We start from the raw sequence: 19,822 nt of genomic DNA, 5'->3' as shown, positions 1-19,822 counted from the left end.
CGCTCGTGATCGTTCCGGACCCGAAGACCGTCAGGACGCTGCTCACCCGCTACGCGACGCTGAGGATCGCTCAGGCGGAGCGCGAGACGCCGCAGACGGCCCGCGAGTTGGAGGACGTCACCTACACGCTGTGCGTCCTCATGGCCACGTCCGACGTCCGTGAGGCGGTCGCCGCCGCGGACGCCCTGCTCGCCGCCGAGGTGCACCCGCCGGCGGCCCGGCTGCCGAAGCAGGAGAAGGACCTGGTGCAGGACGGGACGGCGAGGGACGGTGAGCGGGACGAGGAGAGCGGCCTGTCCCTGGCGGTCTGAGGCCCCCCGGCCCGGCTCACGGCACCGCCGAACCACAGCGGTCCGCGTGCCGGGCCGGCCCTCGCGGGGGAGTCCCGGCCAGCCACCCCGCGATGGTACGGGCGATCGGCTGGCCGGTCTCGACCTCGACGAAGCCGAACTGACCCGCCTGGTTGCACTCCAGGAACCACCACGTGCCGTCCGCGTCCTCCGCGAAGTCGAAGGCGCCGTAGGCCAGTTCCGCCTCGCGCAGATACGTCCGCACGGCCTCGGCCAGGCGCGGCGGGACGTCGACCGGGCGCCACGGCGCGGTGGACGGCGCGAAGCGCACGTCCACCACCTCCGGGTCGCCGTCGGCGCAGGCCGCCTTGCGGGCGGCCAGCAGCCGGTCGCCCACCGCCGTCAGCCGGATGTCGGCCCGCTTGGCGACCCGCCGTTGCAGCAGTGTCGGGCCGTAGGCGACGGCGGCGAAGTCGGTGCCGGGCGGGACCCGGGTGGTGGGCACCGCCCGGGGCGGGTCCTGCGGATGGGCCCCGGACACCGGTTTGACCACCAGGTCGGGGTACCGCTCGGCGAAGTCCCGCGCCGCCTGCGGGAACGTCGTGATGAGCGTGGCCGGCACGGGCAGCCCGCTGCGCTGGGCCAGCCGCAGCTGCCACGGCTTGTGCCGGGCCCGCCGGGACGCGTCCGGATGGTTCATCCAGCGCGCCGCGCCGCCGCGCAGCATCCCGTACAGCGCCTGCGAGGCCTCCTCGGTGAGCCACGCGGACGGCTCGGGGGCGCGGGCCGCCGCCGCGCCGGGCCGGCGGACCCACACCGAGCGCAGCGAGTCGATGCCCACCAGCCGTCCCGCGGACGACAGATGGCCCCGGAAGACACCGTGCACGTACTCCCCGGAGAGCGCGACGGAACCGGTCAGGTCGGCGGGATCGAGCCGTACGACGGGAACGCCGGCGGCGTTCAGGTGCACGACCACCATGTCCGCCGTGACGTCCTCTTCGGTGGTGAGGATGAGCACGGTCATCTCGGCCGCCGCGCTCAGTCGTCGAAGTGCGTCTTGGAGCCGGCTGTGGAGGTCGTCGTCCCGAGCTCTCTCAGCAGGGCGTGGTCGCGGGCGGCGATCCGGCCGTCGAGGAGCACGTTCAACTGCATTCCTTGGTCATAGGCGTACGGAGCGGTGAACTCCAACTCCGCCGCCGGGCGTGCGTAGTTGAGCGCGAACGGTTGCATCGTCTCTCCCTCGTCGGTACTGCGTCGATCAAGCGGTGCCGCCGTGCGACGTCACTCGGGCCCGCTGCTGTGGTGCCACCTTCAGTCACTTATACGAATCGAACGGATGGTTGGTTTCCTCACTCTCCGTGATCATCGCCGGGTCGGGCCGGGCACAGGGAGCTGAGCAGGGGCGATGAGCCTCGTGCGGGGTGAAAACGTCTTCCCGAGCGGTCAGTCGGTGAGGTCCGCGTGGTCGGGGGAGCGGCGCAGCGAGCGCAGGGCGAGGAGCAGGACGCCGATGTCGTCGAGGTAGACCGGGTCGGGCAGCAGGTCGGCCGGGAGGACGAAGTAGGCGACAGCGCCCCAGAACACCCAGCGCGGTCCGGTCGGCAGGCCCGCCTGCCGCAGGCCGCGCCGGGCCCGGACCAGCCGCACCATGACGGTGGCGGCCACGGCGAACAGCGCCACCGCCACTACCGCGGCGACGGCGACGAGCGTGGTGGTCGCATCCACGGGCCCTCCCTGTGCGCGGTCCGCCGCGCGGTGTCCGGTGGTTCCCCGACTGTCGATTTCCCCGTTGTCAGATGCCGAATGCCCCGTCCGGGGAAGGGAAACCACGCCGGGCGGGTGTCGTTCGCCACGGCGGCGCGCCCGCCCCGGACGGCCGCGGCGCGCTCACACGGTCGCCGCGGCCGTGGCCCTCCTCGTCCGGCTCCGGGGCGGCCACCGGACGGCCCGCACCCCGGTACCCGGCCGCGCTGGCGCGGCACCGCCCGCCCGGGACCGGCCCGACCCGGCCAGGCCGCCCGTCCCGCCCCGCGGACGTACGGGGCGGGACGGGCGCCGGTTCAGCGGCCGGGCTCCGGCAGCGCGGTGAGCACCCGGTCCGGGGTGAGGGGGAGTTCGCGGAAACGGACCCCGGTGGCGTGGTGGACCGCGTTGCCCACCGCGGCGGCCGTGCCGACGATGCCGATCTCCCCGATGCCCTTGCTGCCCATAGGGTTGAGATGGGGGTCGTCCTCCTCGACCCAGTGCGCCTCGACGTCCGGCACGTCCGCGTGCGCGGGCACGTGGTACGACGCCAGGTCGGACTCCGCGAAGTCGCCGAACGCGGCGTCCACCGTGCTGCCCTCGGTCAGCGCCATGCCCAGACCCATGATCATGCCGCCGACGAACTGCGAGCGGGCGGTACGGGCGTTGAGGATGCGCCCCGCCGCGTACACCCCGAGCAGCCGGCGCACCCGTACCTCACCGGTCACCGTGTCCACGGCGACCTCCGCGAAGTGCGCCCCGAACGCGTGCCGGGCGTACCCGGTGTCCGCGTCGGCGGTACCGGCGGTGTCGGCGTGCTCGACCAGGCCGTGCTCGGACACGGGTCCCGGGAAGGCGGCCAGCCGCCGCGCGAGCCGCACGCACGCCTCGTGGACCGGCCCGCCCCAGGAGGCCGTGCCGGAGGAGCCGCCGGCCAGCGGGGCGGACGGCAGGTCGCTGCTGCCGAGCCGGACCCGGACCCGCTCCAGGGGCACGTCGAGGGCGTCCGCCGCGATCTGCGCGAGGACGGTACGGGCCCCGGTGCCGATGTCCGTGGCGTTGACCTCGACGAGGAAGCTCCCGTCGGGCAGGGCGCGGGCCGCCGCGGCCGACGGCGACACCAGCACCGGGTAGGTGGCCGCGGCCACGCCCGTCCCGACCAGCAGCGGACCCCGCCGGCCGGACCGCGGCCGCGGGTCGCGCCGCTCCCACCCGAACCTGCGCGCCCCCTCACGCAGGCACTCGACGAGGTGACGGCTGCTGAACGGCCGTCCGCTGTCCGGTTCCGTCTCCGGCTCGTTGCGCACCCGCAGCTCGATCGGGTCCATGCCCAGTTCCGCGGCGAGTTCGTCCACGGCCGACTCCAGCGCGTACATCCCCGGCGCCTCCCCGGGCGCCCGCATCCAGGAGGGGCTCGGCACGTCGAGGGGGACCACGCGGTGCGCCGTACGGCTGTGCGGGGCGGCGTACATGACACGGCCCGGCACCGCCGCCTGCTCCACGAACTCCTTCACGCGGGAGGTGTGCGTGGTGACCTCGTGGTCCAGGCAGGTCAGCCGGCCGTCGGCGTCCGCGCCGAGGCGCAGCCGGTGCAGGGTGGGTGCCCGGTGCCCGACCACCGAGGGCAGGAAGCGGCGCGGCAGGGCGACCGTGACCGGCCGCCCGGGGTGCCGCAGGGCGGCCATCACCGCGAGCACCACGTCCGGCCGGGGCGTGCCCTTGGAGCCGAAGCCGCCGCCGACGTGCTCGGCGGTGACGGTGATCCGCTCCCCGTCCAGCCCGAACAGCCCGGCGAGGACGTCCCGTACGGTCGTGGTGCCCTGGCTGGAGGTGTGCACCCTGAGGTGCTCCCCGTCCCAGTGCGCGGTGCCGGCGTGCGGTTCCATGGGGTGGTTGTGCAGCGGCGGCACCCGGTAGCCGACGTCGACCCGGACGGCCGCGGCCGCGAACGCCTCCGCCGGGCGGCCGCGTTCGCGGACCGCCGGGTGCCCGCCGTTGGCCTCCTCGGGCTCGTAGGCGTCCGGGTGCGTCCCGGACAGCGTGACGTCGTGCGGCTCCGCCGCGCAGTCGACGCGCACGGCGGCGGCGCCGGCCCGCGCGGCCTCCGGGCTGTCCGCCACCACCAGGGCGACGAACCAGCCCCGGTGCGGCACCCGCGCGTCCTGGAGCACGGCGAGGGTCGGATCGTCCGGCTCGGCGAGCCGCGGCGCGTTCTCGTGGGTGAGCACGGACACGACGCCGGGCAGGGCGAGCGCGGCCGAGGCGTCCACCCCCGTCACCCGGCCGCGGGCGACCCCGGCGGGCACCGGACGGGCGAACAGCCGCCCGGGGGCGGAGAACTCGGCGGCGTAGCGGGCGGTGCCGGTGACCTTCTCGCGGCCTTCGAGGCGCTCGGCCGGGGCGCCCGTCGCGGGCGGCCTCACGCGTCCTCCCCGTACGGTGCCGGGCCGTCGTGCGCGAGCCGGCCGAGGACGTCGACGGCGAGGTTCCGGGCCAGGGGCACCTTGTAGGCGTTGCCTGGCAGCGGCCGGGCCCGTTCCAGTTCGAGGCCGACGGCGCGCTCGCACGCCGCCCGGGTCGGAGCCGCCCCCACGAGCGCCTCCTCGGCCCGCCGGGCCCGCCAGGGCCGGTGCGCCAGCCCTCCGAACGCGATCCCCGCGTGCGCGACCACGCCGTCCGACACCTTCAGGACCACCGCGACGGAGGCCAGCGCGAAGGCGTACGACGCCCGGTCGCGCGCCTTGCGGTACGCGGAGGGCACCCCGGCCGTGGCGGCCGGCAGCAGGACCGCGGTCACCAGCTCGCCCGGCTCCACCACGGAGTCCCGCTCGGGGTGGTCCCCGGGCAGCCGGTGGAACTCCGCCGCGGGCACCCGCCGTACGCCCGCGAGGCCGTACAGCTCGACCTCGGCGTCCAGCGCGGCCAGGGCGACCGCCAGGTCCGAGGGGTGGGTGGCGACGCAGTGCTCGGAGTGGCCGAGGACCGCGTGATCGCGGTGCACGCCGGCCAGGGCGCCGCAGCCACTGCCCGGCTCCCGCTTGTTGCAGGGCTTGGACACGTCCTGGAAGTACGGGCAGCGGGTGCGCTGGAGCAGGTTCCCGCCGGTCGTCGCGGCGTTGCGCAGCTGACCGGAGGCACCGGCGAGCAGCGCCTGCGACAGCACGGGGTAGCGCTCGCGGACCAGCGGGTGCGCGGCCAGGTCGCTGTTGCGCACCGGCGCGCCGACCCGCAGCGAACCGTCCGGCAGCTCCGTCACCCCGCCCAGGGGCAGACGGGTGACGTCGACGAGGGCGGTGGGCCGCTCCACGCCGAGCTTCATCAGGTCGACGAGGTTGGTGCCGCCGCCCAGGTAGCGGGCGCCGGGGTGGGAGGCGTAGGCGTCGGCGGCCTCGGCGAGGCTGCGGGCCCGTACGTAGGCGAAGGGCTTCACCGGATCACGTCCTCGACCGCGTCGGCGATGCGGGGATACGCACCGCAGCGGCACAGGTTGCCGCTGAGCCGCTCGCGGATCTCGTCCCGGTCGAGCGGCACCGGCCCGCGGACCGCCCGCGCGCCGGTGACGTGCGAGGGGTGGCCGGCCTCGGCCTCCGCGAGGGCGCCGACCGCGGAGCAGAGCTGCCCCGGAGTGCAGTAGCCGCACTGGAAGGCGTCGCGCTCCAGGAAGGCCCGCTGGAGCGGGTGCGGCTCCCCGCCGTCACCCGACAGCCCCTCGACGGTCGTCACGTCGCAGCCGTCGGCGGCCACCGCGAGCAGCAGGCAGCTGTTCACCCGCCGTCCGTCGACCAGGACCGTGCAGGCGCCGCACTGGCCGTGGTCGCAGCCCTTCTTGGCACCGGTGAGGTCCAGGTCCTCCCGCAGGAGGTCCAGCAGGACGCGCCGGTGGTCCACGACCAGGGTGTGCGGCGTGCCGTTGACCCGCAGGGCCGTCTCGGAACGGTGCGGGGGCGGTGCGCCGGCGTCGTGCTCGGGATGCTGCTCGCTGCCCATGTCGTGGACCCCTTCGGAAAGACCCGTCGTGCCGTGGGGACCGCGTATCCAGCGGACGGCGCCCGACACGTCCGAAGGGCGGGAAACGGCCGCGGGCCGGGCCGGGCCGGGTGGCCGGGCCGGGCGGGCCCGCCCCGGCTACCCGGCCCCGCCGTCGGCCGGCCCCCGCTCCCGCGGGCTCTCGGCGGCGGCCGGGCGCAGGCCTTTCGCCGTCTCCCGGAGCCGTTCCAGGGTCCGGCCCAGCTGCTGGAACGGCGAGCCGGCCGACCGGGCGGCCGGCTGCGGAGGCTCACCCGGCCCGGCCGCCTCCCGGTACGCCGCCAGCGCCTCGTGCGCCTGTTCGGCGGCCTCCCGGTACAGGTCACGGGACTGCGTCATCGCCTCCAGCGCCTCCCGGTACCTGACCACGAGGCTGCGCTCGCGGGCCAGCTCCTCCTCCAGCGTCAGCAGCCGCCACTCGTCCCGCAGCGCGGTCAGCGCGGCCTCGCCGCCGGCCGGCAGCGGCTGGGGCAGGGCGGCGAACCGGGTCACCGCGTCCAGCAGCTCGCCGGGGCGCGTGCCGTCCAGGAAGACGCTGCGTACCGTGAAGTCGGCGGCCTCGTACCCGGCCGGGGCCGGTGACCCCGGCAGCACCAGCGCGCCGCCGCGGGGCAGCTCCACGCCGGACTCGCGCAGCGCCCAGTTCGCGGTCCGCAACTGGTGCGGCGCCGCACGGTGCTCCACGACCCGGTGGTGCAGTCCGGGCGGCAGCAGCGGGACCAGGGAGCGGCGGCCCCGCTCGTCGGGGGTCATGGCCTCGTGCACCAGCACGTCGATGGTCCAGGTGTCCCGCTGGGCGCCGCGCAGCACCCGCCGCAGTTCCTTGTCGTCGGCCGGGAGCGCGCTGACGTCGAGGTAGCGGCCGCCGGTGACCGTCTCCTGGCCCCAGAGGGCGTCCTCGTCCCACGGCCAGAACATGGCGGCCGGCGACGGCCAGCGCAGGTCCCACGGCCGCTCCGCCTCCGCGACCAGCGTCCATTCCTGGCCCTGCCCGGACCACTCGCCGAGCGTCAGCCGGGCCCGTACGGTGATGTCCCCGGACACCTGCCAGCGGGCTTCGAAGACCAGTCCGCCCTCGGCGGTGCCGGCGTCGGGGACCTCCAGGAAGTCCTGGAGCGTGCCGGCGTCCTTGAGCGACCGGAGGTTCTTGCGCAGGACGTCCGGCGCGGTCGGCCCGGTGTGGCGGCCGCGGGTCAGCCACACCGTGGAGGGCGTCGGGGCCGGGACGGTCGGAGAGGTGAGCATGAGTCCCTTCGTGAGGAGCGGGGGACGGCGGGGCGGTGCCAGTATCGCCGTCGCGGCGGGCGGGTGATCAAGCGGGGTCGGTGCGGAACAGGTCGTGATGCGCCTTTCCGTCCGGGCCCCGCGCCATGCGTGGGGCGGGGCGCCCGGGCGGCGGTCCCGCGCGGTGCGGCCCCGCACCGTGCGGTCCCGGGGAGGGCGGGCGGCGGCATCCGGCCGACCGTACGCAGGAGAAACGTACCGGTGTCACCCGGTCTCACAGGACGGACCGCGCCGGTGGCGGGCTCCTCCCCGGATGCCGGCGCGGCGGTCGCCGCCGGCCCGGCCCGCACACGGGGTGTCCGGCGGCCGCCGACCATCGACCCGGCGGACGGGGCCCGCCCACCATCCGCGTCGGGGCGGGCCCCGTCCCCGCGTCCGGAACAGCCCTCCCGCGGAGCCCGCGGATCCTTCCCCGGAAACAGTCCTCCCGCGGAGTCCGGTGGGCCCTTCCCCGGAACCGGGCGGCATGTTCCGGAGGAAAATGCCGAAGCGCCCACCCGGGGCCGCCACTTTCCGTAATCTCGGGATCACGCCCTCGGTGGCCGCCCGCTGCCGGACTCCGCCGGACTCCGCCGGACCGGTGACCGCCGCGCCGTCGACTCGCGCCGAAAGGAGACTGGTGATGGCCGTCGAGGCCGAGGTCCTGAACGAACTGCACCGGCTGCGCACCCGCATGCCCCAGCTGACGGGGGCGCTGGCGGCCAGCGTCGACGGCTTCGTCCTCGCCCAGGACATGCCCGGCGTCCAGGCGGAGGGCCTCGCGGCGCTCACCGCGGCCGCCCTCGGTGTCGGACACCGCCTGGTGGACCTCACGGCGCGGGGCGAGTTCCGCGAACTCCTCGTGCGCGGGGCCGGGGGGTACGTCGCCACGTACGCGGCCGGCCCCACCGCCGTCCTCACCCTGCTCGCCGACGACCGCGCCAACGTCGGCCGCCTGCACCTCGAAGGCCGGCGCAGCGGTGCCCACATCGCCGGCCTGATGGCGGGCCTGCCCACCCCGGAGCCGGCGCACCCGGCCGTCCCCACCGCCCCGCCCCCGCCCGAGGACCGCGCCCTGGGCACCCTGCCGATGCGCCTCCCGCGGCAGTTCAGATCCCAGCGGGGTCCGGAGTACGGCGGCTGAACCGGCCGGCGGACCGCACCGCGAGGCGCACCCGCGCCCCCGGGCCCGGCCCCGCGCCACGGAGCGGGCCTACGCGCCGCCCGTCCGTCCCCGGCGGCGGCCGGCACCGCGCCGCCGGTCCACGAACCGTTCCGCACCGCCCGGATTCGCGCCGGGCGCGCTGAAGCCGCCGGGAACCCGCCGCGGCGGTGCCACGGCCGCGGCGGACGGCGGGCGGACGTCCCCCGCGCCGATCTCCCCCGCACCGATGCCGGCCGGGCGGACGTCGGCCGGGACCGGACCGGCGGCGTGGGCCGGTGGCGGCGTCGCCCGGCCGATGATCCGGGTGTGCGGCATCAACGCGGCGCATGCGGAGCAGACTTCGCTGAGCGTCCACACCTGGCCCACGGCCGGGTCGTGCCGCAGCACCAGCAGGACCGCGCCCGCGCAGGCGACCCGCGTGCCCTCGTGCAGGGCGCACTGCTCGCGCCGGCACCCGCAGGCGGCGTCGTACCGCACCGACGCCGCCCTGGCGTGCGCGGCGGCATGGGCCTCGGCGAAGCGGCGCAGGGCCGCGAGATCGCGCGAGCGCGACGGCATCGCGCACGCGGAGGAACAGGTGACCGACGCGGTGCGGTCCCGGTGCCCGACCACGCGAATGGTCCAGGAGCGGCCGGGACGGCGGGCTGACGGCGCCTCGGGGAACGTTTGAGCCAAGACCGGATTCCTTCGAGCGAGCGGGCGGGCGGGGGAGAGAAGGGAAGGGCACTGCGTTCCGGTTCCGGTACGGCCCACCGGAGGTGACCTCGTCCACAGCATGCCCGTGACCTCACGACGCCATTCCCGCCGAGCCCGCGGGACGGGCGCACGGGGAGGTCACACCGGGGCACGGACGGGCGCGCCGACGCTCCGGGTGTTCTGGCCGCGGAGGCCGCGGAGGCCGCGGAAGTCACGGGGGCCGCGGACGCCATGGAGGTGACAGAGGCCGCGGACGCCAGGGAGGTGACGGGGGCCGCGGAGGCCAGGGAGGGGGCGGAGGCCGTGGGGGTGACGGAGGCCGGTGGCGGAACCTTCACCTCCACTTGCGGCGCATCCGGCGCCGCGCTTCGGTTGAAGGGACCCGTCGCCGCACCGGGAGCCGCTCCTGTCGATGCCGTCGCCGGGTGGTGGTCCGTCCGGCGGCCTGCCCGTCGCCGATGCGCGGGACGACCCCCTCCGGCGCACCGTGCTCAGCGGCCGCGCGGACGGGCGGAGGAGAAGGAGGGCGAGACGGTATGACGCATCACAAATCCAACCGCGCCGTCGAGGGCGATCCGTACTCCGGCCACGGCAAGGGCCTGCCCCTGCGGCCCGACGAGGAGGAACTCGCGCGGCGCACCGCCCTGGACCGGCAGGAGGCGGGCCTGCCGGACCGGCCCGCGGAGAACCCCGACCTGGTGTACCGGGAGGTGCACGAAGCGGTCGACCGGGCGGTGGACGACGGGATGATCCCGGGGGCCACCGCCATCCGGCGGAAGAGGGAGGACTGAGCGCCCGGCGCGGGCCCGCGGGGGCCGGGACTCCACCCGGGCCCCGCGGCGCGCCCGAGGTGCGCCCGCGGACGGCGGAAGGGCCCGCGGACGGCGGTCCCGGGCCCTTCCCACCAGCGGTCGCGCGCCGCTTCCGCGGCCGGTCAGGCGCCGCTCTCGCGGAGCATGTCCTCGCGCTCGACGATCTTGACGCGCTCGCGGCCCTGCGGCTCGCCCAGCGCCTTCTCCGCCGCGTCCAGCTTGTACCAGCCCTCCCAGGTGGTGTAGCGGACGTCGCGCTCGGCGAGGAACGCGTCCACCGCCTCGGGAGCGGGGGAGGACGGCGTGTGCAGACGGCCGTGGGCGAAGTCGTCCAGCAGGTTCGACACCGTCTCGTTGGCGTCGCCCTTGGTGTGGCCGATCAGGCCGACCGGGCCGCGCCTGATCCAGCCGGTGACGTACGTCGACTGCAGATGTGCGCCGCTCTCCTCGATGACCCGGCCGCCCTCGTCCGGGACCGTGCCCGACTCGAGGTCCCAGGGCAGCTTCGGCAGCTTCTCCGACAGGTAGCCGACGGCGCGGTAGACCGCCGTGACGTCCCAGTCCTTGAACTCGCCGGTGCCCTTGACGTTGCCGGTGCCGTCGAGGGCGGTGCGCTCGGTGCGCAGCCCCACGACCCTGCCGTCCTCGCCGAGGATCTCCACGGGCGACTCGAAGAAGTGCAGGAACAGCTTGTGCGGACGGTCGCCGGTGTCGCGGATCGCCCAGTTCTCCAGCGTCTTGGCGACCATGTCGGCCTGCTTGTTGCCGCGCCGGGTGGCGATCGAACCCTCGTCGTAGTCGATGTCCTCGGGGTCGACGATCACCTCGATGCTGGGGGAGTGGTCCAGCTCCCGCAGCTCCATCGGGGAGAACTTCGCCTGCGCCGGGCCGCGGCGGCCGAAGACGTGGACCTCGAGCGCCTTGTTGGCCTTCAGGCCCTCGTAGACGTTCGGCGGGATCTCGGTGGGCAGCAGTTCGTCCGCCGTCTTGGCGAGGACGCGGGCCACGTCCAGGGCGACGTTGCCGACACCGAGGACGGCGACCTTCTCCGCCTCCAGCGGCCAGGTGCGCGGCACGTCCGGGTGGCCGTCGTACCAGGACACGAAGTCGGCGGCGCCGTAGGAGCCGTCGAGGCCGATGCCCGGGACCGACATCTCGCGGTCGGCCATGGCGCCGGTCGAGAAGATCACGGCGTCGTAGAAGGCGCGCAGGTCGTCCAGGTTCAGGTCGGCCGGGTAGTCGACGTTGCCGAAGAGACGTATCTGCGGCTTGTCGAGGACCTGGTGCAGGGCGGTGATGATGCCCTTGATCCGGGGGTGGTCGGGGGCCACGCCGTACCGGATCAGACCGAACGGGGCAGGCATGCGCTCGAAGAGGTCGATGGAGACACCGGGCTCGGTGGCCACATCCGACTTGAGCAGCGCGTCGGCGGCGTAGATCCCGGCGGGGCCGGCTCCGACGATGGCTACCCGCAGGGGGCGGGGCATGATCAGGTTCCCTTCGAGCGGTGACAGATCGACTCGGGGGAAGCCTAAACTGAGGCGAACCTAACCCGGTACGCGGGTCCGCTCTATGAACTCATAAGCGACATTGATGAGCAGCGGACGGCCGCACGGCACCCCGCCGAGGACGCCGCCGCCCCCGCGCCCGGCCTGCGCAGGCCGGGCGCGGGGGCGGCCGGTCCGCGCAGGCGCAGCCCGGTTCGGGCCGGTCGGTCAGGACGGCCGGCGCGGGACCGGCCCGTTCAGGGCAGCGGCTGCTCCGCCCAGATCACCTTCCCGGTCGGCGTGTAGCGGGTCCCCCAGCGGTCCGTGAGCTGGGCGACCAGGAACAGCCCGCGCCCGCCCTCGTCCGTCATGGCCGCGTACCTCAGGTGCGGCGAGGTGTTGCTGCTGTCGGAGACCTCGCAGATCAGCGTGCGGTCGCGCAGCAGACGCACCCGGACGGGCGGGCTGCCGTACCGGATCGCGTTGGTGACCAGCTCGCTGAGGATCAGTTCCGTCGTGAACGACAGCTCCTCCAGTTCCCAGCGGGCCAGCTGCCGGGCCACCGCCGCCCGCACCTTGCCGACGGCCGCCGGGTCCACCGGCACCGCCCACTCGGCGACCCGGTCCGCGCCGAGCGCCCGGGTGCGGGCCACGATCAGCGCGATGTCGTCGTTCGGGCGGGCCGGCAGCAGCGACTCCAGGACGACCCGGCAGGTGTCCTCGGGCGAGCCGTCGCCGTCCCCGAGCGCGGCGCGCAGCCGCTCCAGGCCGGTGTCGATGTCCTGCTTGCGGTCCTCCACCAGCCCGTCGGTGTACAGCACCAGCCGGCTGCCCTCCGCCAGCTCCACCTCGGCCGTCTCGAAGGGCAGCCCGCCGAGCCCCAGCGGCGGACCCGCCGGGACGTCGAGGAACTCCACCCGTCCGTCGGGGCGGACCAGCGCGGGCGGCGGATGGCCGGCGCGGGCGACGGCGCAGCACCGCGACACCGGGTCGTAGATCGCGTACAGGCACGTCGCCCCCGCCACGGGCGCGGTGGTGCCGTCGGCCGTCTCGTCCTGGTCGATGCGCGCGACCAGCTCGTCGAGGAGCCCGAGGAGCTCCTCCGGCGGCAGGTCCAGGGCGGAGAAGTTGTGCACGGCGGTGCGCAGCCGCCCCATGGTGGCCGCCGCGTGCAGCCCGTGCCCGACGACGTCCCCGACGACCAGCGCGACGCGGCCCCCCGACAGCGGCAGCACGTCGAACCAGTCGCCGCCGACACCCGCCTGCGCGGGCAGGTAGCGGTAGGCGATGTCCAGGGCCCCCTGCTCGGGCAGGGTGCGCGGCAGCAGACTGCGCTGGAGGGTGACGGCCATGCCGTGCTCGCGGGTGAAGCGGCGCGCGTTGTCGATGGACACCGCGGCCCGCGCCACCAGCTCCTCCGCGAGGGCGACCTCCTCCGGGTCGAAGGGCTGCGGCCGCTCCGAACGCCAGAAACTGACCACCCCCAGCAGCAGGGCCCCGGCCCGCACGGGCACGGTGATCAGCGAATGGATGCCGAACCCCACCACCTGCTCGGTCCGTTCCATGTCCTGCGCCCGCCAGCCCGGCGACTCGGCGAGCCTGGTCTCCAGCACGGGCCGGCCCTCCGCCAGGCTGCGGGCCTGCGGGGACGACTTCACGAACCGGATCCGCCCGCCGACCGGGTACAGCGGCGCGCCCTCGCGGACCGCGCGCATCGCCGTGCGCCGCAGGGCGCCCCGCGGCTCCGGCTCCTCGCCCTCCAGCACGGCGTCGAAGAGGTCGACGCACGCGAAGTCCGCGAACCGGGGCACGGCCAGCTCCGCCAGCTCCTCCGCGGTCCGCGTCACGTCCAGGCTCGTCCCGATGCCCACCCCGGCCGCGTACAGCATGTCCAGGCGCTCGCGCGCCGCGTCCGCCCGGCCCGACAGGGCGCGCAGCTCCGTCGAGTCGCGCAGCGTGGCGACGCTGCCGGCCGGGCCGCCCGCGAGGTCGGTGGGCCGCTGGTTGATCGCCAGCAGCCGCTCCCCGACCAGGTGCACCTCGTCGGTCGCCATCCGGCCCGAGGCGAGCAGCTCGGCGGTGTCGGCGTCCAGGCCCAGGTCGACCACCTTGCGCAGCTCGGCGTCCGGCGGCAGGTCCAGCAGCCGGTGCGCCTCGTCGTTGGCGAGGAGCAGACCGCCCTCGCCGTCGACGATGATCACCCCTTCGCGCACGGAGTGCAGGACCGCGTCGTGGTGCTCGTACATGCGGGTCATCTCGCGCGGGCCCAGACCGTGCGTCTGCCGCAGCAGGCGGCGGCTGACCAGGGCCGTGCCGCCGGTGGCCAGGGCCAGCGCCACCGCGGCCGTCGACAGCACCAGCGGCAGCTGGCGGTTCGCGTTCCCGCCGACGCGGGCGGTGGTGATGCCGGCCGACACCAGCCCCACGACCCGGCCGTCGGCCGCCTTCACCGGCACCACGGCCTGCACCAGCCGCCCGATCGTCCCGTCGATCTGCTCGACCACCGTCCCGCCGGCCTGCGCCGGGGCCAGCGTGCCGACGAACTTCTTGCCGATGCGGTCCGGCTTGGGGTGGGTGTAGCGGATGCCGTCCGGGTCCATGACGACGACGAAGTCGACCTCCGACGCCTTCCGCACGGCCTCCGCCCGCGGCTGGAGCACGGCCGTCGGGTCGGGGCTGCGCAGCGCCGCCAGGATGCCGGGCGAGTTCGCGAAGGTCTGCGCGACGGCGAGCGAGCGGTTGCGGGCCTCCTCGGTGGTGTCGCGCCGCGCCTGGAGCACCAGGGCGACGACCGCGGCGACGACCAGCAACAGGACGACGACCACCTGCAGGACGAACACCTGCGCGGCGAGACTGCGCCTGCCGAGAGAGGTCTCGGGCGTGCGCCGCACCAGCGGGGCCCGGGGGCGACGGGCCGGCCGGGCACCCGATCGCCCCAGGAGTCGGACCATGTGCCATGTCTACACTGCCCGGCCCCGTCAGGCGAGGGGCACTACGCGGGGTGACGGACCGCGGCTGCCCCCACGGCGCCGCCGGCACGGGTGGGGCGGGCCGGTCCGGGCGGCCGCCGACGGCCCGCCGGTCCCGTGGCCGGGCGGGGCGGTTGCGGAGGCCGGGCCCCTGCTCGGGGCGGGAGCGGGGCGGGGGTTGGGGCGGGCCGGCCGCGGGTGATGGTGGCTTGGCCGGCGCCGGAGTGGGGGTCCGGCGGGTGGTCGGCGTCCGGTGGTCCTGCGGTCCGGTGGTCCACCGGTTCGGGTGGCCGTCGGCGGTCTGCCGGGTCCCGCGGTGGGGCGGGGCGGTTGCGGAGGCCGGGCCCCTGCTCGGGGCGGGAGCGGGGCGGGGGTTGGGGCGGGCCGGCTGCGGGTGATGGTGGCTTGGCCGGCGCCGGAGTGGGGGTCTGCCGAGTGGTCGGCGTCCGGTCGCCCGGTGGTGCGGTGACCCTGTGACGCGTCGGGCCGCCGGCACGGCCGGTCCCGGACGGGAGCGGTGTCCGCGGCTCGGCGACCCTACGCCGGCGGGGCGCTGCGGGTCGCGAGCAGCAGGGCTATGTCGTCGGGCCGGTCGGACGCCTGGCGGGCGGTCGCGGTGAGCCGGTCGGCCATGTCCGCGAGGGAACGCCCCCGCAGGGCGCCCGCTTCGGCCAGCGCCGCCCGCAGGGCGCCGATGCCGTCGTCGATGTCGTGCCCCGGCCGCTCGACCAGCCCGTCCGTGTACAGCGCCAGCACGGCGCCCGGCTCCAGACGCAGCTCCGCCACCGCGTACCGGGCGCGGGCGTCGACGCCGAGCACCATCCCCTCCGGCAGGTCCACGACGCGCGTCCGTCCGTCCGGGTGACGCAGCAGCGGCGGGAGGTGCCCGGCGTTGGCCACCCGGGCCAGGCCGGTGGCCGGGTCCAGACGGACGTAGCAGCAGCTGGCGAACTGGCCGGGGTCGAGGTCGATCAGCAGGCGGTTCGTGCCCCCCATGACCTCCTCGGGCGGCCGGTCGCTCAGCGCGAAGGCCCGCACCGCGCTGCGCAGTTGCCCCATGGTCGCGGCGGCCTGCACCCCGTGTCCCTGGACGTCTCCGATGACCAGCGCCAGGCCGTCCCCGGCCTCCACGACGTCGTACCAGTCGCCGCCCACCTCCATGCCCTCGGTGCCCGCCAGATAGCGTCCCGCGGTCTCCACGCCCGCGTGCTGCGACAGCCGCCTCGGGAGCAGGGCCTGCTGGAGCCCGCGGGCCAGGGCCGCCTCGGTGTCGTAGCGCTGGGCCTTCTCCATCGCGTGGGCGATCAGCCCGGCCAGAGCGGTCAGGACCGTGCGCTCCTCGGAACTGAAACTGCGCGGGCGGTCGAAGCCGAGGATGCACGAGCCGACCGCGCGGCCGGAGGCGATCAGCGGGAGGAAGGCGCGGGCGCCCTCCGCCGCGTCCATCGGGATGCCGGGGTAGGCCTCGGCGATCTGCTCCATCGAGTCGAAGAAGAGGGGCCGGCCGGTGGTGAGCGTCTCCACGCCCGGCAGCCGTGCGTCCAGCGCCACGCCCTCGAACGGCGCCAGGAAACCTTCGGGGAAGCCGCTCTCCCACGCCAGGTACAGGTGCCTCTCCTGCAACAGGTAGATGGCGATCCGGCGGCCCCCGAACGCGGGCAGCAGCTCCTGCATGACCACCGCCGACACCTGGCGGGCGGTCACCGCCTCCGTCAGGGCGATGGCCAGCGCGATGGGCCGGTACGGCGGGGCGGTCGAGGCGGTGAGATCCGGCGCGGGCGTGCCGGTCTCCGGGTCGGCGGGAGGCTCCGGGACCGGCCCGGCGGTCGTCGGCGCGCCGGCCCCGGCCGCCGGGGCGGGGGGCACCCGGTTCGCCGGGACGGCGGTGCAGGTGAGGACGTCGAGGCCGGGGTAGACCGCCAGACTCAGCCAGTCGCCCTCGTACGGGCGCGGGGCCGCGGGCCGGTCACGCCCCGGCCGGCCGTCCCGGCCGCCGGCGTCGTACGGGCGGGGCTCCCCGGAGTCGGGCCGGCGGACGTGGAAGTGCACCGGTTCCGGGCACAGCAGGGCGCCGCGCAGGTGCTCCTCGCACACGGGCTGGTCCAGCCACGGCACGGCGTCCCAGAGGGACCGGCCGACCAGCCGGTCCCGGGGGACGCCCAGGAGGTGCGCGGCACGGGGATTGGCGTAGACGACCAGCCCGAGCCGGTCGAGGCAGAAGACGCCCTCGGGCAGCAGGTCGGCGGCGCCGTCGGCCAGGGCACCCGGACCCGGGTCGAAGAGGACCCCGGCGACGGGACGCGGGCCGGAGGCGGGCGCCGCCGGGACGGAGGGCCACAGCTCCAGCAGGCGCAGGCCGCCGTCGGCGAGGCGGACCTGGACGGGCTGCGGCGGGGGCCGGCCGTGGGCGGTCTCCCGCAGCAGGGCGGGCAGCCGGTGGGCGTCGGCCGGGTCGACGGACCGGGTCAGGGCGGCCAGCGTGCCCGGTTCCCGGTCCGGGGGCAGGGACAGCAGGGTCCGTACGGGGCCGTCGGCGGTGACGGCGTCCGTCGCCGGGTCCCAGGTCAGGTGGCCGAACCGGCCGGGCGCCCGGCCCACGGCCGGCGGGCGCACGCACAGCGGATCCTCGTCCCAGGTGACGCCGCCGCCCGCCGCCTCCCTCCGCAGCAGGGCGACGCCGAGGTACTCGGCGACGCGCTGCAGACGGTCGCTCTCGGCCAGGACCGCCGCGGCGTCGTCGGCGGCCGGCCGCAGGACGGTCATCACCCCGAAGGTCCGGCCCGCCGCGCCGACGGGCACGTTGAGCGTCCCGAACTGGAACGGCAGCCCGGCCGCGAACTGCGGATAGCGGCGCATGGCCTCCGTGGCGTTGGCGAGGACCACCGGGAAGCCCAGCCGGTAGGCGTCGGCCACCGGGAACGGGCGGTCCACGGTCACCCGGTCCCAGGGACGGAACAGGGGACCCGGCAGACCGGAGAGGACGGCGAGCCGCAGGAGCCCGGGCGTGCCGGAGCACAGGTACAGGCCCCCGGCCCGGCCGCCCGCGGTCCGCAGCCCGTCGGCCACGGCCCCGGCCAGCAGCGCGGCCGGCGGAGCGGGCGGCTTCCGCCGGTCCCCGGCGCTCCCAGTCATCGACCCACCTCGTCCGTGCGCCGCCCGGAGGGCGACACAGCAAGAATGCGCCTCACGGGGGCGGGTGTGCATCCGCGCGGCGCGCCGGGACACGGCCGCGCGGCGCTGCGCCTCCGGTCCGCGCGGCGCGGCGCGGACCCCGCCGGTCGTCGCGGTGGTTCGTCCCGGCGGTCCGCCTGTCGGGGCCGCCGTCGGGGCCGCCGTCGGGGTGGCGTCCGGGCCGCCCCCGGGGTCACCGCCGGGCCGCTGCCGCCGCCGCTGCCCGCGGGACCGCCACCGCCGTGGGCCGACCGGCGTCCCACGGGGACGGACGGTCACCTCGCGGACGGATCCGGGGCACCGGTGGCTGACCCCGCCCGTCCGGGGTAACCGGCCGCCATGGGCGAGATACTGATCGGCTCCTGCTCGTGGACGGACCGGGCGCTCCTCGGCAGCGGCTGGTACCCGTCGGGGCGGCGGGACGCGGAGGGCCGGCTGCGGCACTACGCCGAACACTTCTCCGTGGTCGAGGCCGACTCCACGTACTACGCCCTGCCCTCCGAACGCACCAGCGGGCTGTGGGCGCAGCGCACGCCGGACGGGTTCGTGTTCGACGTGAAGGCCTTCTCCCTGCTCACCGGCCACCCCACCCGGTCCGCGGTGCTGCCGCCGGGGCTGCCCGACGACGTCCGCTCACCGAAGGCGCTCGACGAGGTGTGGCGGCGCTTCTCGGACGGCATCCGGCCGCTGCGCGAGGCGGGGCGGCTGGGCGCGGTCCTGTTCCAGTTCCCGCCGTGGCTGAGGCCCGGCCCACGCGCGCGAGCCGTCCTCGACGAGTGCCGAGAACGCACCGCCGGGTGGCCGGTCTGCGTGGAGTTCCGGCACCCCGACTGGTGGCACGAGCGGCAGCGGCCCGCCACGGAGGAATGGCTGCGGTCGTACGGCTTCTCCGCCGTCGCCGTCGACATGGAGCCGTCGCTGCCGTCCGCGATCCCGCCGGTCACGCCCGTGACCTGCGAACGGCTGGCGGTCGTGCGGTTCCACGGTCGCAGCCGCGCCTGGGGGACCGGCAGCAAGGAGGACCGCTTCCGGCACGAGTACACCGACGACGAACTGCGCGAATGGCTGCCCAGGGTGCACGCGCTCGCCGACCGGGCCGAGAAGGTGCACGTGCTGTTCAACAACTGCTGCGCCGACGCCGCCGTGCGGGCCGCCGCCCGGATGCGCGAACTGCTCGCCGACCGGCAGCCCTGACGGCACCCGGGGACGGGACGGCGGGACCTGGAAGACGGGGCGCGGGGGACGGGAGACGGGACGCGCGAGACAGGGCGGGCGGGGCCCGGCCCCGGCCCCCGCCCGGGCTCCCGCCCCGACGCCGACGCGGTCAGGCCGTCAGGCGGTCAGCCGGAGCGTCCTCTTGGCCAGTTCGTACGCCGGCAGCATCGCCTCGTGCTCCTCGGTGTCCATGCCCCCGAGATGGACGACGACCGGACCGTCGGGCGTGCTCACGGCCAGGGCGCGCTCCTTCTTCGTCTCCTCCAGCAGTTCGCTCGTCGTGGTGTACTCCACCTCCGTGCCGGCGAGCGAACCGGTCCTGAACGAGCGGTACTCGGCCCCGTCCGCCCCCTCCTCGGCGGTGACGAAGCCCTCCAGCACGGCGCGGGCGTCGGCGTCACCGGGCCTGCCCGTCCACACCCGGAGGAAGCCGAGCTTGCCGGCCGGCTTGGCGTCGACCTCGCAGGCCATGGTGACCCGGCCCTGGTGCAGGAACGCGTCGGAGAGGTCGTCGACGATCTCGTTGCCGGTCTCGCCCTGCCGGGAGGCCGCGTCGATGGCCTCGGCCTCCCAGAACTCGGCGATGTCGAACGTGACGGGCAGCTCGCAGGCCGAGCCCGCGGCGCCGACGCTCTCCCCCCGCGCCGCGACCTCGGCGCCGGCCGACGCCTTCGCCTTCGCCTTCGCGCCGGACGCGTCCGGGCCGTCGCCCGACTCCCCGCACCCCGCCGCCAGCCCCGTCAGCAGGACCGCCGCCGCCAGGCCCCGCCATCCGTTCCCCACCCCGAAGCGCACCGCTGTCTCTCCTCCGCTCGAAACCGGTTCCTTGTTCGATACCGGCGGGGCACTGTAACCGAGGCGGGGGAGCCACCGGAGGGGCAGGCCGGCGCCGCCGCGGGCGGTGGTCCGCCGGGGGTGCCGTCCGCGCCGCCGGCCGGCCGGTCACGTCCCGTTCCGGGCGGGAATGACCCGGTCCCCTCGGCTG

16 protein-coding genes are annotated in these 19,822 nt (G+C 76.2%); 4 read left to right on the top strand and 12 right to left on the bottom strand.

What is annotated here, in order from left to right; genetic code table 11:
• Positions 1–5 precede the first annotated feature (5 nt).
• On the top strand, positions 6–311 hold the full coding sequence (locus ACF09K_RS18150) for a DUF5133 domain-containing protein (RefSeq protein WP_392244673.1): 306 nt from the start codon (positions 6–8) through the stop codon (positions 309–311).
• Positions 312–327: 16 nt separating this feature from the next.
• Here the strand turns inward: ACF09K_RS18150 and tgmB are convergent, their stop codons facing one another.
• The 7 genes from tgmB to ACF09K_RS18115 all read right to left on the bottom strand — a co-directional run bounded on the left by tgmB (position 328) and on the right by ACF09K_RS18115 (position 7,304).
• Positions 328–1,314 carry an ATP-grasp ribosomal peptide maturase gene (tgmB, locus tag ACF09K_RS18145; protein WP_392244671.1) on the bottom strand — a complete coding sequence of 329 codons (987 nt, stop codon included), beginning with the start codon at positions 1,312–1,314 and terminating at the stop codon, positions 328–330.
• Positions 1,315–1,328: 14 nt separating this feature from the next.
• Positions 1,329–1,520: a putative ATP-grasp-modified RiPP gene (gene tgmA, locus ACF09K_RS18140; protein ID WP_392244670.1), complete on the bottom strand. Its 192-nt coding sequence runs from the start codon at positions 1,518–1,520 to the stop codon at positions 1,329–1,331.
• A 213-nt stretch (positions 1,521–1,733) separates the two neighbouring features.
• Entirely contained in the window at positions 1,734–2,015 is a 282-nt protein-coding gene (locus tag ACF09K_RS18135; RefSeq protein ID WP_392244669.1) for a DUF1232 domain-containing protein, read from the bottom strand.
• A 335-nt stretch (positions 2,016–2,350) separates the two neighbouring features.
• Positions 2,351–4,456, bottom strand: a complete 2,106-nt coding sequence (locus ACF09K_RS18130) for a xanthine dehydrogenase family protein molybdopterin-binding subunit (protein ID WP_392244667.1) — start codon at positions 4,454–4,456, stop codon at positions 2,351–2,353.
• Positions 4,453–5,463: an FAD binding domain-containing protein gene (locus tag ACF09K_RS18125; protein WP_392244665.1), complete on the bottom strand. Its 1,011-nt coding sequence runs from the start codon at positions 5,461–5,463 to the stop codon at positions 4,453–4,455. The genes ACF09K_RS18130 and ACF09K_RS18125 overlap by 4 nt, the downstream gene beginning before the upstream one ends.
• Positions 5,460–6,020: a 2Fe-2S iron-sulfur cluster-binding protein gene (locus ACF09K_RS18120; protein WP_392244664.1), complete on the bottom strand. Its 561-nt coding sequence runs from the start codon at positions 6,018–6,020 to the stop codon at positions 5,460–5,462. The genes ACF09K_RS18125 and ACF09K_RS18120 overlap by 4 nt, the downstream gene beginning before the upstream one ends.
• Before the next feature lie 138 nt (positions 6,021–6,158).
• Positions 6,159–7,304, bottom strand: coding sequence for a hypothetical protein (locus tag ACF09K_RS18115; RefSeq protein WP_392244662.1), 1,146 nt, complete (start codon positions 7,302–7,304; stop codon positions 6,159–6,161).
• A 661-nt stretch (positions 7,305–7,965) separates the two neighbouring features.
• Between ACF09K_RS18115 and ACF09K_RS18110 the strand changes: the two genes are divergently transcribed.
• Positions 7,966–8,466 (top strand): roadblock/LC7 domain-containing protein, encoded by a 501-nt coding sequence (locus tag ACF09K_RS18110; protein WP_392244660.1) that lies wholly within the window; start codon positions 7,966–7,968, stop codon positions 8,464–8,466.
• A 69-nt stretch (positions 8,467–8,535) separates the two neighbouring features.
• Here the strand turns inward: ACF09K_RS18110 and ACF09K_RS18105 are convergent, their stop codons facing one another.
• Entirely contained in the window at positions 8,536–9,162 is a 627-nt protein-coding gene (locus ACF09K_RS18105) for a hypothetical protein (protein ID WP_392244658.1), read from the bottom strand.
• Positions 9,163–9,719: 557 nt separating this feature from the next.
• Between ACF09K_RS18105 and ACF09K_RS18100 the strand changes: the two genes are divergently transcribed.
• A complete protein-coding gene (locus tag ACF09K_RS18100) occupies positions 9,720–9,974 on the top strand; it encodes a hypothetical protein (RefSeq protein WP_392244656.1) in 255 nt (84 codons plus the stop codon).
• Between the two features lie 143 nt (positions 9,975–10,117).
• Here the strand turns inward: ACF09K_RS18100 and ACF09K_RS18095 are convergent, their stop codons facing one another.
• The 3 genes from ACF09K_RS18095 to ACF09K_RS18085 all read right to left on the bottom strand — a co-directional run bounded on the left by ACF09K_RS18095 (position 10,118) and on the right by ACF09K_RS18085 (position 17,583).
• Positions 10,118–11,482 carry an FAD-dependent oxidoreductase gene (locus tag ACF09K_RS18095; RefSeq protein WP_392244654.1) on the bottom strand — a complete coding sequence of 455 codons (1,365 nt, stop codon included), beginning with the start codon at positions 11,480–11,482 and terminating at the stop codon, positions 10,118–10,120.
• Between the two features lie 257 nt (positions 11,483–11,739).
• The gene (locus ACF09K_RS18090) at positions 11,740–14,433 is read right to left on the bottom strand and encodes a SpoIIE family protein phosphatase (RefSeq protein ID WP_392244652.1); all 2,694 of its coding nucleotides are present in this window, start codon (positions 14,431–14,433) and stop codon (positions 11,740–11,742) included.
• Positions 14,434–14,988: 555 nt separating this feature from the next.
• Positions 14,989–17,583, bottom strand: a complete 2,595-nt coding sequence (locus ACF09K_RS18085) for a SpoIIE family protein phosphatase (RefSeq protein WP_392244651.1) — start codon at positions 17,581–17,583, stop codon at positions 14,989–14,991.
• A gap of 378 nt (positions 17,584–17,961) precedes the next feature.
• Between ACF09K_RS18085 and ACF09K_RS18080 the strand changes: the two genes are divergently transcribed.
• Positions 17,962–18,816, top strand: coding sequence for a DUF72 domain-containing protein (locus tag ACF09K_RS18080; protein WP_392244649.1), 855 nt, complete (start codon positions 17,962–17,964; stop codon positions 18,814–18,816).
• 138 nt (positions 18,817–18,954) lie between these two features.
• Here the strand turns inward: ACF09K_RS18080 and ACF09K_RS18075 are convergent, their stop codons facing one another.
• Positions 18,955–19,632, bottom strand: a complete 678-nt coding sequence (locus tag ACF09K_RS18075) for a lipoprotein (RefSeq protein WP_392244647.1) — start codon at positions 19,630–19,632, stop codon at positions 18,955–18,957.
• Between the last annotated feature and the right edge of the window lie 190 nt (positions 19,633–19,822).

The organism is Streptomyces sp. NPDC014882, assembly GCF_043081325.1.
Lineage (GTDB): Bacteria > Actinomycetota > Actinomycetes > Streptomycetales > Streptomycetaceae > Streptomyces.
This window is presented reverse-complemented; position numbering and strand designations above follow the sequence as displayed.